This is a genomic window from Duncaniella muricolitica (assembly GCF_910574735.1).
GTDB lineage: Bacteria > Bacteroidota > Bacteroidia > Bacteroidales > Muribaculaceae > Duncaniella > Duncaniella muricolitica.
In genome coordinates, this window is record NZ_CAJTCF010000002.1 from 81998 (window position 1) to 99569 (window position 17572).

A 17572-nucleotide genomic window follows, 5' to 3' on the forward strand; every position below is an offset into this window, starting at 1 on the left:
CTTAACACAAATGAAAATACAATCTTATATCACAACCTTGGCCGCATGTCTCACGGGGCTTGTCATGAGCGGATGCGGTGACTTTCTCGATCCAAAGGCCAAGAGCGAATTCGTGCCAAAAGACGCCACTTCGCTCAACGAGCTGCTGCTGGGCGAAGCCTATCCGCTGAGAAGTTCAAACAACCAGCTCACAAGCTTCATATATCTCTTTGACGACGACCTCACCGCAGCCCCCTACCAGACTCCCCCAGAAGGTTTTGACCCAGAAGCCTACTACATCGCATACACTTGGCAGCCCGACCTCTGGACACGCCTTGACATGGCCAGCACGAAATATGGCGAAAACCAGTATTTCTCCAACTACAAATACATCCTTGGCTGCAACGCCATACTCGACTACATCGGACAGGCCGAGGGTGACACTAAAGAGAATATCGACAATGTCCTGGCCCAGGCCCATGCACTGAGAGGATTCTACTATCTTCAGCTCGTCAACCTGTTTGGCGCACCATATTACAGCGACGGCAACGACACCTACAATCCGGCCGTGTCACTCGGAGTGCCCCTGAAGCTGGCTTCAAACATCGAAGACAAACCCCTGACACGCAGCACCGTCAAGGAAGTCTACGACCTTATAGTGTCAGATCTTACGACAGCCGTCGAACTCTATGAAGGCCTCTCGGCCCAACGCCAGTGGAAAGCCGACTACCGCACGAGCCTCCCCATGGCCCAACTGATACTCTCTCGCACATATCTCTATATGGGCGAATGGGACAAAGCAGCCGAGTATGCCGAAAAGGTGATGAACAACCCGGCCTTCACACTGCTCGACCTCAACACTATCCCTGAAATTGACCCCGCCACATCATCCTGGCCCGTAGCCAACCAAAGGCCCAACTATGTCGACTATCTTAGCTATGCCATATCGCCCGAAGTAATATGGGTCTACAGCTCGGTAGGCGACGCGGCCATGTGGCTCTCCGACGCCAAAACCTCGAATGACGGACGCATCATACACCCCTACTTCATGGCCTCGCCCGAACTCATGACGACATTCGGCGAAAAAGACCTCCGCAAATCGCGCTATGTGGTCACAACCCCGCGATGCATGATCGATGGCAAGAGAATGCCCCAGGCCTTTGGTAAGATGAACATCAACGTCAACAACAACATGTATATCCCCAACGGCGGCATCAACGACTTCGGACGCGCCTTGCGCCTGCCCGAGGCTTACCTCAACTACGCCGAGGCCAAAGCCATGACCGGTGACTCAGGCAGCGCGCTCGACGCTCTCAACACCCTGCGTAAATGTCGCTTCAAGGCCGAGGACTACGAGCCGCTTCAGTCGCTCGCAGGCGAGGAGCTGAAACAGGCCGTGCGCGACGAACGTCGCCGCGAGCTTTGCTTTGAGGGACACAGGTGGTTTGACCTGCGCCGCTGGGGCATGAAGGAAATCAAGCACGTATGGTATCCCGACGCCAACACAACCGAAGAATACACCCTCAAGGCCGGCGACCTCCAGTATATCATGCCCATCCCGACAACCTCACTCGAGCTCAATCCCGAACTCAGCCAGAACCCCAGCGAGAGCGCGCCACGCAATGGCGAGACTGTCTATAATTAACCCAACCATTAAACTGCTAAAGATGAAAAAAGCCTTGTTATATACAACTCTCGGACTGCTCGCCTTCACTGGCTGCAATAACGATGAGGACCCCATTCAGCCTACAGGCAACTACTCGGTGCTGCGATTTGAATTTCCACAGGGCAACAATCCCTTTGACGAAGAAATCAAAGAAATACATGACAAATATGACGTGTATCTGCTCTACAAAGACATCACCGACACCGACCTCAACCGCCAGTGGCAGTCGCTCGGCACAGGCAAACTGCTGACAGGCGACCCGGTGCCCGACGAATACGTACCTTTCTATATAAACTTTATCAAAAACCACGTATTTCAATATCTCAGCCCCGAAGTCGTGCGCGCCGGACTCCCCGTGAAAATCTACATGCTCGAGAATTTCGGCGAGGTAAATACCCCGGGGTCAGGAACAGGCACCGGAACGGGCGGCATAGGCACACCCAACACAAGTATCGTCACCACCAAGACCGACGGATTTGACTACTGGGCCATAAGTTTCAAACGAGAGGGCATTGAGGAAAACGACCCCGACGCAATGCGCCAGGCCCGCTGTCAGTTTATCTATCAGATGATACTGCCGCAATATAAGAGCGGAAAGATTGTGGAGTCGCAGACCATACACGACAAGCTCGACTTTGAGACATCGTTCAGCACAGATGTCGACGACCCCGACTATCGACTCAACCGCGGATTTCCCCATCGCGTAACCAATAATTTCCAGTTATCGACAGGGACCTATTATGCGTCGCAGATACACCCCAGCAACCCGGCCTATCATGTGGATTATGACTACTTCCTCACATGGATACGCATCTGCATGTTCATGTCGCGCGCCGAAATCGAAGAAATGTATGCCGACTATCCCCTCATCCGCGAGATCTACAACGATGTCATCGAATATATGCTCGACACATACCAAATAGACCTCGAAGGCATATACAAGGGCCCTGATAACAACTGATAACAACTGATACCGACAGCTCTGTAGAGTCATGAGAATATTACAATCAGCATTACTCATACTTAATATCCTCGTGTCATGCGCCATACCGGCGCATGGCGAGGGTATTTTGTTTCACGACCTCACGCTGCCAGAGGCCGGAGCCAAGGCAGCCGAAGAAGGCAAACTGGTATTTGTCGACTGCTACACTCCATCGTGCGGGCCATGCAAATATATGGCACGGCACATCTTCCCGATGGATTCGTGCGGAGTGTTCATGAATCCCCGCTTTGTCAGCGTGATGAAAGACCTCGAGGCCGAAGACAACACATATATAGCAAAAAAATATGGTGTACGCATCTATCCGACCTTCCTGCTGCTGCGTCCCGACGGCTCGCTTTATGCCAAGCTCGAGGGTGGAGCCACCAAGCAGGCCGCAAAGTTTATCAAACGCGTGGAGGAAGCTCTCCAACTTGGTGCCATGGAGGAACGCTACGAAGCAGGTGAACGTGACATCAAGCTCCTGACCGACTATGTCAACGCCCTGCATCGTCCCGCACCCGGCAAGGCCCGCGCCGTCATCAGCGATTACATGGTGACCCTCTCGGCCGAAGAGATTGCCGACCCTGACATACTCTGTCTGATAGGTCAGCTTGGCGATATGGACTGCCCAGGATTTGCCCACCTGATGGACAACCGCAAAGGCATAGCGGCCATCGTAGGCCGCATAAGGCTCGGACAAATCTTGACCACTATCCACCGCTCCTACACAGGCCGCCTCAAGATGATGCGCCGCACACCCTCTGACACTGCCTCAGCCTACGAAGCCATCCTCCGGTCGGAAGGTCTGCTCGAGGAATGACAGCTCTCTGACATAAAATATAACAGAGGCCTCGGAAGAAACGTTTCTTCCGAGGCCTCTGTTATATTTTATGTCTGTTAACAAACACCTCACTTGGGCAACTCGAGCCCGCGGAGTATAGCCTGCTTGTTGACCGGCAGCAGATGGTGGTGACGCTCGGGCAGAGTCTTCTTGAGTCCGCGCATCACAGCGTCGACACTCACGAGCGGACGCACCTTGAGCAGCGCGCCGAGCAGCACCATGTTGTAACTCTTGGACGACGACAGCTCAAACGTCGCCTCCATTGCGTCGACCGGCACGACAGTGATGTCGGTGCGGGCGGGAGCATGGTGTATGCTGTAAGGATCATATATGAGTGTGCCCCCGGGCTTGACTTTACACTCAAACTTGTCGAGACTCTGCTGATTGAGTATCACGGCAGTGTCATAACTGTTGAGCACAGGGCTTGAGATGGGCGAGTCGGAGAGGATTACGGTCACATTGGCCGTGCCGCCGCGCTGCTCGGGCCCGTAGGCCGGCATCCAGGTCACTTCCAGATTGTCCATCAGTCCGGCATAAGCCAGTATCTTGCCCATGGAGAGCACGCCCTGTCCGCCGAAGCCGGCTATAATGATTTCTTCTTTCATAGCTCTTTTGATTCAGACGTTTTTGAGATCACCCAGAGGATAGTGCTCAAACATATGTTCGGCCATCCATTCGTTGGCCTTCTCGGGGGTCATCTTCCAGCCCGACACGCATGTCGATACAATCTCGACCACCGAAGTGCCTTTGCCGGCCATGGAGTTTTCAAAAGCCTGTCGTATGGCCTTCTTGGCCTTCTTGACAGCGGGAGCGGTGTGTACGCTCTGGCGTGTCACCAGACAGGTGCCCGGCAACTGGGCCAACAACCGAGAGATGTTGAGCGGATAACCGTTTATGTCTACACGGCGGCCGTAAGGAGTGGTCGATGTCACCATGCCCTCGAGCGTGGTGGGGGCCATCTGACCGCCCGTCATACCATAGATGCCGTTGTTGATGAAGATTATGGCGATATTCTCGCCTCGGTTGGCCGCATGGATAGTCTCGGCGGTGCCTATGGCGGCGAGGTCACCGTCACCCTGATAAGTAAACACCAGGCGCGAGGGATTGAGCCTCTTAACAGCCGACGCCACAGCCGGCGCACGTCCGTGGGCAGCCTCGATCCAGTCAATGTCGATATAGTTGTAGGCCATGACCGCACATCCCACCGGGGCGATGGCTATGGCGATATTCTCGGCACCCATCTCCTCGATGACCTCGGCCACAAGTTTGTGCACCACACCGTGGGAGCAACCCGGGCAATAGTGCATGGTATTATCGTTGAGCAGATGTGGCTTGCATGCCACAACACTGCCGGCCTGAATGATTTCTTCCTTTGTCATAACTCAAACTTTTCTTTAAGCGCGACGAGCACCTCGTCGGGATCCATGACTATGCCGCCCATGCGTCCGAAGTGGTGGACGGGAATGATGCGGTCGAGGCTCAGACGCACATCCTCGATCATCTGGCCGGCGTTGAGCTCAACGACAAGTATGCCCTTGACCTGACGGCTCAGCCGCTTTATCTCCTCGGCCGGATAGGGCCAAAGGGTGATGGGTCGCAGCAGTCCGACCTTGATACCTTGGGCGCGGGCATCCTCCACAGCCTTATGACAGATGCGGGCCACACATCCGAAGGCCACGATAAGATACTCGGCATCATCGGTGAAATGCTCCTCGGCACGGGTCTCGTTCTGCTCGATGAGGCGATATTTTTCCTGAAGATGCAGATTGTGCTCCTCCATAGCCTGCGGCACGAGCTCAAGTGTAGTCATGATGTTGGGTTTGCGTCCGCCGGTGCGTCCGGTGACAGCCCATGGACACTGGCGGGCTATCTCCTCGTCGGTGCGTCGCGGACGCGGAGCCGGGAGCTTGACACGCTCCATCATCTGGCCCACCACGCCGTCGGCGAGCATCATCACGGGGTTGCGGTATTTGTAAGCCAGCTCAAAACCGAGTCCTACAAAATCAGCCATCTCCTGCACCGAAGCCGGTGCGAGCACTATCATATGATAGTCGCCATGACCGCCGCCCTTGCAGGCCTGAAAATAGTCGCTCTGCGAGGGTTGTATGGTGCCCAGTCCGGGGCCACCGCGCATGCAGTTGATTATGAGTGCGGGCAGCTCGCCGGCGGCTATATAGGATATGCCTTCCTGCTTGAGACTGACGCCCGGGCTTGACGATGAGGTCATACAGGCTTTGCCGGTGGCGGCTCCGCCATATACCATATTAATGGCTGCGATTTCGCTCTCGGCCTGCATCACAACCATGCCGGTGGTCTCCCAGGGCATGAGTTCTTCGAGGGTCTCGAGTATTTCGCTCTGCGGCGTGATGGGATAGCCGAAATAGCCGTCCACGCCATAGCGCACGGCCGCATGGGCTATCGCCTCGTTGCCTTTCATCAATGTTACTTCTTCTTCCATATCGCGTCGTATGGGGTTTTGGGGATGGGGGATGAGGTTATGATTTCTCAACTACGCGATACACCGTGATGCACCCGTCGGGACAGACGGTCGCACATGCGGCACATCCTATGCAGGCCTCAGGCTCGACATCGGTAGCATAGTGATAGCCCCGGTCATTGACATCCTTGGTCTGCAGCTTGAGCACATTGCACGGACACGCCACCACACAAAGGTCGCAACCCTTGCATCTCTCGCGGTCTATGTCCACTGCACCTGATATTCTTGCCATAGTTATAGTGTTTCAGCGTTGTGATTGCAGGAATGTCGTCGGTGATGAATGTCCTTAAAATCGCAACCTTAATTTATGTTATACAACACAAATATACGCAAAATTCCTCTTACGCATGTAAGTTTAATGGAAATTTAACCATTGGCACAATTTTCAGGCCCTTGCGCAAATATTATAATAAGTTATGCAATAGAATGTTGGAGCCATACAGAAGTCAGAGCCCCTTGGCAAATGTGAAAATTTGTTTATCAAGGTTACTGTTTGCCACATGCAGCCTTATACCCTCGGTCGATGGACGCGACCACACTTCGCTTATATCAAACGACGCATAATAGGCGCGGTCATGATTGTCGACATCTCCGTCGATAACATGCACAAGATACACCTCGGGCCACGCCGAATTGAGCGTAGCAGGGTCGGCCGCAAGGCAGAATATGCGGGGCTCGGCCGAATAGGTAAGCCGGACATGCACATTGAGGTATGGACCTGTGCGCCACGCGCTGTACACATACACCTTGTCCTTGTCCCAGGCATCATACTCGTCGCGCCATTCGGCAGTGATGGCCGACTGAGTGACCACACGTCCGCCAAGCAGCGTCACAGGGCCCGAGACATAAGCCTGATTCCCTTCGGGTATATAACTGATAAGCAGACGTGTACCGGCCTCTATATCATCTGAGGCAAGAGTCGATTGAGCCGTAAGAGTTATCTCTGGCGAATCGTCCATCTTCTGAAACGTGAAAGTCGCACGCTCGCCGACATTTCCGGAAAAAGTGACCAGGTCGGTACACGTCATCTTTACCGGCCCGTCAACGCCATCCTCTCCACACGAACAGAGCGAAAGCAACACGACAGCCGATGCTGCCAGACGATATTTGATAGCTGATGATAAAATAATCATTTACTGGAAATTTTATAAAACTATTCGTCCGTCAGCCATATGCACCACACGGTCAGAATTACCCGCCAGCGACTCATCGTGAGTCACAATGATAAAAGTCTTGCCCGTCGACTCCCGCAACTGAAAAAACAACCGGTAGAGCTCCTCGCGGTTATGCGAATCAAGGCTTCCCGAAGGCTCGTCAGCCAGAATGACGCGCGCATCATTGACAAGAGCGCGGGCCACCGCCGCACGCTGGCGTTCACCCCCCGAAAGCTGATTGGGGCGATGCTCCAGACGGTTGCCCAGACCGAGAGTTTCGAGCAGACCGGCAGCCTTGGCCATGGCCTCCTTGCGACCCATGCCCCCTATCATAGCCGGCATGGCCACATTTTCAGCCATAGTAAACTCGGGCAACAACTGATGAAACTGAAACACAAATCCCATATTACGGTTGCGGAATGCCGCGAGCCGTCCCTCCTTCATCGTAACGATGTCAGTGCCGTCATACAACACTTTACCGCTGTCGGGAGACTCAAGCGAACCGATTATCTGCAACAATGTAGTCTTGCCCGCACCGCTCGGACCGACGATAGAGAGAAACTCCCCGTCGGCAATAGTCAGGCTCACATCATTCAGCACTTTAAGCCCGTCGTAGCTCTTATTAATATTACAGACTTCAATCATAAGACTCCGCTACGCGGAAGGTTATAAGGTTATGAGGTTATGAGGTTATTTTCCGCTTCGCGGAAGGTTTTGAGGTTATAAGGGTTAGAGGTCGAAGTTTTTTTGAATTATCAGAGAATACCCCCCATAACCCTCCGCGCAGCGGAAAATAACCTTATAACCTCATAACCTTATAACCTTCCGCGTAGCGGAATTAAATAGATAAGCGTCTCAGAGTGTCAACAAGTTCGCGCTTGACAGGCTTGTCATTCTTGATAGCCTTGGAGAAAGGCACATAAGTGATTTCATCGTTGCGGACACCGATCATCACATTGCGCTGATCCTCGAGCAGAGCATCTATGGCCGCCGCACCCATGCGCGAAGCAAGGATACGGTCATAGGCAGTAGGCGAACCACCGCGCTGCAGGTGACCGAGTATCGACACTCGCACGTCATAGCCGGGATACTCATTCTTGACACGTTCGGCAAGACCCATTGCTCCGCCGGTCACAGGGCTCTCGGCCACAAGCACTATCGACGAATTTTTACTCTTGCGGAAACCATGCTCTATAAGCTCGGCCAACTGGTCGACCTCAGTCGAAATCTCCGGGATAATCGCAGCCTCCGCACCCGAAGCGATGGCTCCGTTGAGAGCGAGAAAACCGGCGTCGCGACCCATGACCTCGATAAAAAACAGCCGCTCGTGACTGGTAGCCGTGTCGCGTATCTTGTCGACACACTCCATGATGGTGTTGAGCGCAGTGTCATAACCTATGGTCGAGTCAGTGCCGTAGAGGTCATTGTCGATGGTGCCGGGCAGACCGATGATAGGGATATTGAACTCGTTGGCAAATATGCGTGCGCCCGTGAGCGAGCCGTCGCCGCCTATGACCACCAGCGCGTCGATTTCCTGACGCTTGAGATTGTCATAAGCCAACTGACGCCCCTCGGGCGTGGTAAATTCCTTACAGCGGGCAGTCTTGAGTATAGTGCCGCCGGCCTGAATGATGTTTGACACATTCTGAGTCTTGAACTCAACTATTTCGTCGGTAATCAGACCCTTGTATCCGCGATAGATGCCTTTGACTTTAAGACCGCCATAGATGGCCGCACGGGTCACCGCGCGGATGGCTGCATTCATTCCGGGGGCGTCACCTCCTGAGGTGAGTATGCCCACACATTTAATTGCTGACATAATAATCTCTATATATAATTTTAGTCTCGCAAGCCCAACTCAAGTGTTATATCTTTTTACCTTTTCTTACCTATTTTATAACTTTCAAAATTTGAGCCTGTGAAAGTTTTATTTAAGCCACAAATTTAACCAAAACTTTTCATACTTTCAGCCGCGCGGGCGAAAAAATATGCCATTTATAAAACTTAACATTTATATACACAAGTTTGGTCGGCATATTGTTGGTGGATTACGGAATTTTTTCCTTAATTTTGCGACGATTATATATTGTATATAGAAAAATCAACCATAAATCAATAATACTAAACAATGGACATTTCGCATATCGAACACGTCGGCATCGCTGTCCCCAACCTGGAGGAAGCCATCGCATTTTATGAAAACACTCTCGGCATCAAGTGCTTTGCCATAGAGGAAGTAGAAGATCAGAAGGTGCGTACAGCATTCTTCCGCATCGGTCAGACAAAGATCGAGCTTCTTGAGGGCACAGCTCCCGAGAGCGCGATCAGCAAGTTTATCGCCAACAACGGCGGCCGCGGCGGCATCCAGCACATCGCACTTGCCATCGAGGACGGCGTAGCCAACGCTCTTGCCGAAGTTGAGGAGAAAGGCTGCAAGCTCATCGACAAGGCTCCACGCAAGGGTGCCGAGGGCCTCAACATAGCTTTCCTTCACCCCAAATCGACCTGCGGCACGCTCATTGAGCTTTGCGAGGGCCCCAAAAAATAAAATTTAAAATCCAAAATGTAAAATTTAAAATTTAGAATTTTATATCATCACCCTTGCGGCCTCTCTGCGGCCGCGGTGATTTTACGTTTTAAATTTTAAATTTTAATTTCTAAAACTATATTATGAGCAATCAGCTTGAAAAAGTAAAAGAGCTTATCGCCTTGCGCGAGGAGGCTCGTCTGGGCGGTGGCGAGAAAGCCATCCAGAAGCAGCACGAACGTGGCAAGTATACTGCCCGCGAGCGTATCGCACAGCTACTCGACGAGGGCTCCTTTGAGGAAATCGACATGTTTGTGCGTCACCGTTGCCACAACTTCGGTCAGGAGAAGAAGAGCTATCTCGGCGACGGCGTTGTCACCGGCTACGGCACCATCGACGGACGTCTCGTCTATGTGTTCGCACAGGACTTCACCGTCTTTGGCGGCTCGCTCAGCGAGACCATGGCTCTCAAGATATGCAAGATTATGGATATGGCCATGAAGATGGGTGCCCCCGTCATCGGCCTCAACGACTCGGGCGGCGCACGCATCCAGGAGGGCATCAACGCTCTCGCAGGCTATGCCGAGATATTCCAGCGCAACATCCTTGCATCGGGTGTGATTCCCCAGATTTCGGGTATCCTCGGCCCCTGCGCCGGCGGTGCCGTATACTCCCCCGCGCTCACCGACTTCACCATCATGACCAAGGGCATTTCCTACATGTTCCTCACAGGTCCCAAGGTAGTCAAGACCGTCACCGGTGAGGATGTTACCCAGGAGGCTCTCGGCGGTGCCGAAGTACACTCACAGAAGAGCGGCGTGGCCCACTTCGCAGCCGAGGACGGCGAGGAGACTCTCGCTATCATCCGCAAGCTCTTCAGCTTCATCCCCCAGAACAACCTCGAAGAGCCGCCGTTGGTGGAGTGCAACGACCCCATCGACCGTCTCGAGGATTCGCTCAACGAGATTATTCCCGACTCGGCCAACCGTCCATACGACATGTATGAGGTCATCGGTGCCATCATCGACAACGGTGAGTTCCTCGAGATACAGCGCGACTACGCCAAGAATATCATCATCGGCTTTGCCCGCTTCAACGGCCAGGCCGTCGGCATCGTGGCCAACCAGCCCAAATATCTCGCCGGTGTGCTCGACAGCAACGCATCGCGCAAGGGCGCGCGCTTCGTACGCTTCTGCGACGCCTTCAACATCCCCCTCGTGACCCTCGTCGACGTTCCCGGCTTCCTCCCCGGCACAGGCCAGGAATACAACGGCGTGATCCTCCACGGAGCCAAGCTGCTCTATGCCTACGGCGAAGCCACCGTGCCCAAGGTCACCGTCACACTCCGCAAGAGCTACGGCGGCAGCCACATCGTGATGTCGTGCAAGCAGCTCCGCGGCGACATGAACTACGCTTGGCCCACCGCCGAGATTGCCGTGATGGGTGGCGCAGGTGCCGTCGAGGTGCTCTATGCCAAGGAGGCCAAGGCTTCCGACGACCCCGCCAAGGTGCTCAGGGAGAAGGAAGAGGAATACAACAAGCTGTTCTGCAACCCCTACAATGCAGCTCGCTACGGCTACATCGACGACGTCATCGAGCCGCGCAACACCCGCTTCCGCATCATCCGCGCTCTCCAGCAGCTTGCCACCAAGAAAGTGGTCAACCCTGCCAAGAAACACGGTAACATACCCCTCTAAGACACCGTTTCACAGATATGAAAAAGAGAATATTAACCCTCTTGGTGGTCGCTCTCGCCGGCGTCATCGCCATCTCGGCCCAGGGGCGTCGCGGCCTCAGGATCAACGAGGTGATGATTGTCAACGACTCCACCAGCGTGGTCGACGACTTCGGTCAGTACTCAGCCTGGGTCGAGCTCTTCAACTCCACCTTCGGCCCGCTTGAGATCTCAAGCGTGTTTCTGACCAACGACCCCGCATGCCCCACTCTCTATCCGGTGCCCCTCGGTGACGTAAACACCGAGATTCCCACCCGTCAGCACATACTTTTCTGGGCCGACGGACAGCCCAACAAAGGCACATTCCACACTTCGTTCACCTTCACTCCCGGCCAGGACAACTATATCGCCATCTATGATGCCGACGGCAAGTCGCTCATCGATGAGATTACAGTGCCCGCGTCGCTAAAGCCCGGCCAGACCTACGCCCGCAAGATTGACGGCGAAGGCGGCACAGGCAACCCCGACGCATGGGAAGTGCGCGACGGCTCTGACGCCAAATACATCACTCCCTCGAGCAACAACATCATCAAGAGCACCAACTCCAAGGTGGATATGTTTGCCGAGCAGGACGCCCGTGGCGGCGGCATGGCTGTAATGGCCATGTGTATCGTATTCTCGGCTCTGCTCGTGCTGGCCACATGCTTCTACATCATCAGCCGCATCGGAGCCACCATGTCGGCCCGCCGCAAGGAGAAAGCTCTGGCCGAGACCCGTCCCGACACAGTGTCCGAAGGTCACACCGAGCATGACTCGGGCGAGGAAATCGCAGCCATCGCCATGGCTCTTCATGACCACCTCGACGCTCACGACCGCGAGAGCACAATCCTCACCATCAACAAGGTGCGTCGTGCCTACTCGCCATGGAGCTCTAAAATCTACTCACTGCGCGAGCTTCCGCGCCGTTAATCATCACCCCTCAATCTCTATTCATTAGCATCAAATCATGAAAGAATACAAGTATCGCATCAACGGCAACCTCTACACGGTGAAAGTGGGCGACATAGACAACAATCTCGCCAAGGTGGAAGTGAACGGTGTCCCCTACAAGGTTGAGCTCGAAAAGACCGACAAGCCCGTCACCATCGTGACCAAGCCCCGTCCGTCAGCCGCACCTCGCACCGACTCCGGCGCAAAGGTCATCGCCAAGCCCCAGGCTGCTCCCGTCGGAGGCTATCAGGTCAAGGCCCCACTCCCCGGTGTGGTCGTAGGCCTGAATGTAAAGGTTGGCGACACCGTAAAAGCTGCCGACACCGTAGTAATGCTCGAAGCCATGAAGATGGAAAACGCCATCCACGCCGGCCGCGACGGCAAGGTGGCTTCCATAGCCGTGTCCGTGGGCGACTCGGTGCTCGACGGTGCCGTTCTCATTACTCTCGAATAATCTCTTAACTGCATGTAATTATGACTTTTGGAGATTTCATTATGCAGAACCTTCAGGAGTTTTGGCACCTGACTGGTTTCTATAACGCCACATGGGAGCATCTCGTGATGCTTGTCGTGGGTCTGTTCTTCATATGGCTCGCCATCAAGAAGAACTTCGAGCCCATGCTCCTCGTGCCCATCGGCTTCGGTATACTCATCGGCAACATCCCCTTCAACACCACCGCCGGACTCGAAATCGGCATCTATGAGGAGGGCTCCGTGCTCAACATCCTCTACAACGGTGTGAGCGCAGGATGGTATCCGCCGCTGATATTCCTCGGCATCGGTGCCATGACCGACTTCTCGGCCCTGATCGCCAACCCCAAACTCATGCTCATCGGTGCGGCCGCTCAGTTTGGCATCTTCGGTGCCTACATGGTGGCCCTCCTGCTCGGCTTTGCCCCCGACCAGGCCGGCGCGATAGCCATCATCGGCGGTGCCGACGGCCCCACGGCCATCTTCCTGTCGTCCAAGCTCGCGCCTAACCTCATGGGTGCCATCGCCGTGTCGGCCTACTCCTACATGGCCCTCGTGCCCGTGATACAGCCGCCGCTCATGCGACTCTTCACCACCAAAAACGAGCGTCTCATCAAGATGAAGCCCGCACGTGCAGTGTCGCAGAACGAGAAGATTATCTTCCCCATCGTCGGCATGATACTCACATGCTTCGTAGTGCCATCGGGCATACCCCTCCTTGGCATGCTCTTCTTCGGCAACCTGCTCCGCGAGTGTGGCGTCACCAACCGTCTTGCCAAGACTGCAAGCAATGCCCTCACCGACATTGTGACCATACTCCTCGGCATGACTGTCGGCGCGTCCACCCAGGCCTCCGAATTCCTCACCTCCGAGACCATCCGCATCTTCCTTCTCGGATTCATGGCCTTCGTGATTGCCTCGACAAGCGGTGTGCTCTTCGTCAAGCTCTTCAATCTCTTTTTGCCCGCCAACAAGAAGATCAACCCCCTCATCGGCAACGCCGGAGTTTCGGCCGTGCCAATGTCGGCCCGTATCTCCAACAATCTCGGTCTCGAGTATGACCCCTCCAACTATCTGCTCATGCACGCCATGGGCCCCAACGTAGCCGGCGTGATCGGCTCGGCTGTTGCTGCTGGTGTCCTCCTCGGATTCCTGGCATAAAAGAGCCTTCCTACAGGGTGTTGCGTCGGTTGATGACTAACGGGCGCAACACCCATTCTTATTTTTCCAACATTTTTAAGAACTTTACACAACTGTTTAGCGTTTTAATACCAGATACATCGTTCTTTGCACTTGACCCTTTAAATAAAGTTCATCACCCCCCCGATATCCCTTACAAGGTGATTTGGGTTACATCTTTTTCTACCCCCTCACGGCCATTAAGTAAAGACGTGCATAGCCCCCCCCTCACTTAATCAATGGATGATATGGTAACAAAGAAAGTAATACAGACGCTCTACCGTCAGTTCAAGAAGCCGCCAAAAAGCCCCGACGAACTCAACATCGGCCACCTCTTTGACTATGCTCTCGATAATCACGGCATATTTATCGACGAGGAAAACATCTACATCGGCAGCGTCGAGCCCTCATCGCCGTTTGCATCCATAGCACTCAAACGCATCCATGAGATTGTGGAGTTTGAGACAGTCATAGCTATCGTACTCCCGGCGGCCATAGTGTTTCTCAACAAAGAAGACTCCGAAGTCAACATCCACCTTCGCCTTGAGGACGACAGACCATCCATGTGGCAACGCTTACGCGAAGCGATTGCCAATTAAGGACAGTATAATTTTAAAACCTCACAGTATTAGTAAGAGTGTCAGGCATTGACAAGAGCGAGACCCTTAGAGGGTGATTCTTCGCAAATGTTAAGCCAAAGTGGATCAATTTTAATTTAGAGGCTGTTTAAACACGACTCATGACATTGATTTGTTGTGAAACACACCTCTTATTCCCAATTCTAACCTCATTCTAACCTCCCCACCCCAAAAACACGTGTTTTCTGAAACTTTCGACCGCACGGCACGTCTCATAGGCAATGAAGCGTTGGATCGTATGTCACAGGCCCGCGTCATCCTATTTGGCGTCGGGGGCGTCGGTTCATGGGCCGCCGAGACACTCGTGCGCACAGGTATCGCACGTCTCACCATCGTGGACGCCGACCGCGTGGCCGAGTCAAATATCAACCGTCAGCTTCCGGCACTGACATCGACCGTCGGACAGGTCAAGGTCGACGTGCTAAGGCAACGTCTGCTCGACATCAATCCTCAGGCCGAAATCACCGCCGTCCACGGCCTGTATAACGCCGACACAGCCTCGTCATGGCAGCTCGGCGACTACGACTACATCATCGACGCCATCGACTCGCTGGCCGACAAAGCCCTGCTCATACTCAACGCCACCCAAGCCATGCGCGGCGGCCACACCCGGTTTTATTCATCAATGGGAGCAGCCCTCAAGATTGACCCCTCACGCATCGCTGTTGCCGAGTTCTGGAAAGTCAAAGGATGTCCGCTCGCAGCCGCCCTACGACGCAAATTTAAAAAGTCGGGCATATTCCCAGCCCACAAATTCAAGTGTGTCTATTCCGACGAGCTCATCCCCAACCATCCCGGTTACGAGCCCCCTGCAACTCCGACCCACACCACAGCCCCGATGACATTCAACAAAGTCGCCACCAACGGCTCACTGATGCACATCACAGCCATCTTCGGCATAACCCTCGCCTCGCTCGTCATACAGGATATAAGTAAACAATAAGAGGGTTTGCAGAACTTATGATTTAATCAGTTACCGCCAGGAAAGGCCCGTAGGGCCTGTGCGAGTTTAGGCCATGGCAAGCATCCGCGCAAGCGGTGCGCAGCCATGGTACAGAACAATTATCCACAGAATGTGCCGCGTAGCGGTACAACAATACAAGCGTATCAAAACGTTAAGTCGCAGTGAATTACCTTCATGACACTTTGTAGCACCGCTACGCGGCGCATCGTTTATATCTGTCTTTATACCATGGCTGCGCACCGCTTACGCGGGTGCTTGCCATGGCCTAAACTCGCACAGGCCCTACGGGCCTTTCCTGGCTACAACAGTCTACAAATTATCTGCTTTCGGGTGTTTTGCCCCCCTCTAAGTAACACCCTCATAATATTAAAGGACTCAAAAGCTCCATTGGCTTTTGAGTCCTTTATGATTGCTTACGAAACAAATTCCTTATCGTGTGCCTCCGAATACCCACACAGGCTCTGTGAACACATAGAGTCCGTCACCGTAGGCTGCGCGCACATTGGGGTTGGACGACACGCCCGAGTTGCCATAGGGCAGACGCAGCGGCCAGCGGTTGGACGAACCGTTGACATTCTTGGGATTGGTCATGACCACATACTCCTTGCCCAGAGCCTTGCAGCGGCGCAGGTCATTGTAAGTCTCGGCCTGCTCGTCGCGACACTGCGAGAGATACTTCTGCACCATCACCTCGCCCACCGCGTCGGCCGACAGGCGCGACGAGAGCGAAGCCACATAGTCGGCGGCGGTCATGCCGATTGTGCCGAATGAACGCGAGTCGGCAAAACTTGCCTCGACGGCATCGGTCAGTGCGTCGGTACAGTCGTCGCCATTGCGTGCCTGAAGCTCGGCTATGATAAAGTTGACCTCGGCGAGCGACACGATGTGGGTCGTGGCCGCAGGATAGAGCGGATAGTCACTCGCCATATTATAGGCTATCCATCTTGGCGCGCTCAGATCCCATGCGCCCGAAGCCGTAGCCTGTGACTCATCGCCGGGAGTGCCACACACGGGAGCATAATAATCAGGGTCGGAAGGGTCGAGAGCATCACCCGCGCTATAATAATATATGTATATATTCTCGCGGGGGTCCTGACGCTCCTTAAGCAGCGACTGCACGGTGGTCGAGCACGCGCAATAGTCGCGGCTATACTGGAAAGCCGGCCAGGGCGACATCAGCGACTCGGTGCCGTCATAAATGTCGAGCGTCATACCCTCAAATCCCGCGGCAAGCGCGGCCTTGGCCTCGGCGAGAGCCTCGGCGGCAGCATTGGTGTCGCGCACAGTCATGTGGAGCTTATAGCGGGCCTTGACAGCATGAGCCGCAGCGAGCCACGCGGCATTATCGTTGCCATAAAGTATGTCCTGCTCGCCCACATTGGCCATACCCTCGGCCTGAGCGTCGGTGAGATTGGCTATGGCACTGTCGAGAAGAGTGAATATGTAGTCATACACATCCTTCTGCGCATCGAGTTTAGGCTGCTTGAGCGCGCCGCCCTGCAGAGCCTCCGAGCAAGGGATGTCACCGTGCATATCGGTGAGTATACCCCAGTTGACAGCAGCAAGCACCTGAGCCATACCCAGGAGGTCTTTCTGACCCTCATTGAGTCCGCCCTCGCCACACTTGGCCATGATATATTTGAGATTGAGAAGATTGGCATAGGTGCTGTTCCACACGTTATTGAATGTCGATGACCCGGCCACTTCCGAAATCTGTCTCAGCTCGGCATTCTTCAACTGGTTATTACCCGTACCGAATATCTGCTCATTATACACCGAAGTATAATAGGCATAGTCACCGCTCGCGGTCGAAAAACCGGTCGAAGTGATGGCATCCGTAATCATCAGTCGGCCATTGATGACACTGACCGGCGGATTGCCATAATCAGTGTTGATGCGGTCCATCTCATCCTCCGAGCACGAAGCAAAAAGCAGAGCCACGGCAGGAATCAGTCTGTATAATTTCATAATTGTTATAGCGATTTTATAAATTATATATTATCAACCAA

General features: G+C 54.0%; 18 protein-coding genes. 10 read left to right on the forward strand and 8 right to left on the reverse strand.

The window, feature by feature from the left end:
* Window positions 1–10 precede the first annotated feature (10 nt).
* Genes QGT73_RS00785 through QGT73_RS00795 form a run of 3 tightly spaced genes read left to right on the forward strand, consistent with a single transcriptional unit; the run spans window position 11 to window position 3447 of the window.
* On the forward strand, window positions 11–1624 hold the full coding sequence (locus QGT73_RS00785) for a RagB/SusD family nutrient uptake outer membrane protein (protein WP_280121053.1): 1614 nt from the start codon (window positions 11–13) through the stop codon (window positions 1622–1624).
* Window positions 1625–1646: 22 nt separating this feature from the next.
* The gene (locus QGT73_RS00790; protein ID WP_280121054.1) at window positions 1647–2606 is read left to right on the forward strand and encodes a hypothetical protein; all 960 of its coding nucleotides are present in this window, start codon (window positions 1647–1649) and stop codon (window positions 2604–2606) included.
* Window positions 2607–2637: 31 nt separating this feature from the next.
* A complete protein-coding gene (locus QGT73_RS00795) occupies window positions 2638–3447 on the forward strand; it encodes a thioredoxin family protein (RefSeq protein ID WP_123617020.1) in 810 nt (269 codons plus the stop codon).
* Window positions 3448–3536: 89 nt separating this feature from the next.
* Here QGT73_RS00795 and QGT73_RS00800 read toward each other — a convergent pair whose 3' ends face one another.
* From QGT73_RS00800 to pfkA, 7 genes are all read right to left on the reverse strand, one after another.
* A complete protein-coding gene (locus QGT73_RS00800; RefSeq protein ID WP_123617019.1) occupies window positions 3537–4073 on the reverse strand; it encodes a 2-oxoacid:acceptor oxidoreductase family protein in 537 nt (178 codons plus the stop codon).
* A gap of 12 nt (window positions 4074–4085) precedes the next feature.
* Window positions 4086–4847 (reverse strand): thiamine pyrophosphate-dependent enzyme, encoded by a 762-nt coding sequence (locus QGT73_RS00805; RefSeq protein ID WP_280121055.1) that lies wholly within the window; start codon window positions 4845–4847, stop codon window positions 4086–4088.
* Window positions 4844–5926, reverse strand: a complete 1083-nt coding sequence (locus tag QGT73_RS00810; protein ID WP_280121056.1) for a 3-methyl-2-oxobutanoate dehydrogenase subunit VorB — start codon at window positions 5924–5926, stop codon at window positions 4844–4846. The genes QGT73_RS00805 and QGT73_RS00810 overlap by 4 nt, the downstream gene beginning before the upstream one ends.
* A 37-nt stretch (window positions 5927–5963) precedes the next feature.
* On the reverse strand, window positions 5964–6197 hold the full coding sequence (locus QGT73_RS00815; RefSeq protein ID WP_123617016.1) for a 4Fe-4S binding protein: 234 nt from the start codon (window positions 6195–6197) through the stop codon (window positions 5964–5966).
* 214 nt (window positions 6198–6411) lie between these two features.
* Window positions 6412–7098 (reverse strand): hypothetical protein, encoded by a 687-nt coding sequence (locus QGT73_RS00820; protein ID WP_280121057.1) that lies wholly within the window; start codon window positions 7096–7098, stop codon window positions 6412–6414.
* Between the two features lie 12 nt (window positions 7099–7110).
* Window positions 7111–7764, reverse strand: a complete 654-nt coding sequence (locus tag QGT73_RS00825) for an ABC transporter ATP-binding protein (protein ID WP_280121058.1) — start codon at window positions 7762–7764, stop codon at window positions 7111–7113.
* A 193-nt stretch (window positions 7765–7957) separates the two neighbouring features.
* Complete coding sequence (gene pfkA, locus QGT73_RS00830; RefSeq protein ID WP_280121059.1) at window positions 7958–8938, reverse strand: 6-phosphofructokinase; 981 nt, start codon at window positions 8936–8938, stop codon at window positions 7958–7960.
* 309 nt (window positions 8939–9247) lie between these two features.
* On the opposite strand from pfkA, the gene mce reads away from it, so the two are divergent.
* From mce to QGT73_RS00865, 7 genes are all read left to right on the forward strand, one after another.
* A complete protein-coding gene (gene mce / locus QGT73_RS00835) occupies window positions 9248–9667 on the forward strand; it encodes a methylmalonyl-CoA epimerase (RefSeq protein ID WP_280121060.1) in 420 nt (139 codons plus the stop codon).
* 122 nt (window positions 9668–9789) lie between these two features.
* Entirely contained in the window at window positions 9790–11343 is a 1554-nt protein-coding gene (locus QGT73_RS00840; RefSeq protein ID WP_280121061.1) for an acyl-CoA carboxylase subunit beta, read from the forward strand.
* A 17-nt stretch (window positions 11344–11360) separates the two neighbouring features.
* Window positions 11361–12290, forward strand: coding sequence for an OadG family transporter subunit (locus QGT73_RS00845; protein WP_123617009.1), 930 nt, complete (start codon window positions 11361–11363; stop codon window positions 12288–12290).
* Between the two features lie 37 nt (window positions 12291–12327).
* Window positions 12328–12765 (forward strand): biotin/lipoyl-containing protein, encoded by a 438-nt coding sequence (locus QGT73_RS00850; protein ID WP_280121062.1) that lies wholly within the window; start codon window positions 12328–12330, stop codon window positions 12763–12765.
* 20 nt (window positions 12766–12785) lie between these two features.
* A complete protein-coding gene (locus tag QGT73_RS00855) occupies window positions 12786–13943 on the forward strand; it encodes a sodium ion-translocating decarboxylase subunit beta (RefSeq protein ID WP_280121063.1) in 1158 nt (385 codons plus the stop codon).
* Window positions 13944–14209: 266 nt separating this feature from the next.
* Window positions 14210–14560: a hypothetical protein gene (locus QGT73_RS00860; protein ID WP_280121064.1), complete on the forward strand. Its 351-nt coding sequence runs from the start codon at window positions 14210–14212 to the stop codon at window positions 14558–14560.
* A 217-nt stretch (window positions 14561–14777) separates the two neighbouring features.
* Window positions 14778–15542, forward strand: a complete 765-nt coding sequence (locus QGT73_RS00865) for a tRNA threonylcarbamoyladenosine dehydratase (RefSeq protein ID WP_280121065.1) — start codon at window positions 14778–14780, stop codon at window positions 15540–15542.
* Window positions 15543–15992: 450 nt separating this feature from the next.
* On the opposite strand, the gene QGT73_RS00870 is transcribed toward QGT73_RS00865, so the two are convergent.
* Window positions 15993–17531: a SusD/RagB family nutrient-binding outer membrane lipoprotein gene (locus QGT73_RS00870; protein ID WP_280121066.1), complete on the reverse strand. Its 1539-nt coding sequence runs from the start codon at window positions 17529–17531 to the stop codon at window positions 15993–15995.
* Between the last annotated feature and the right edge of the window lie 41 nt (window positions 17532–17572).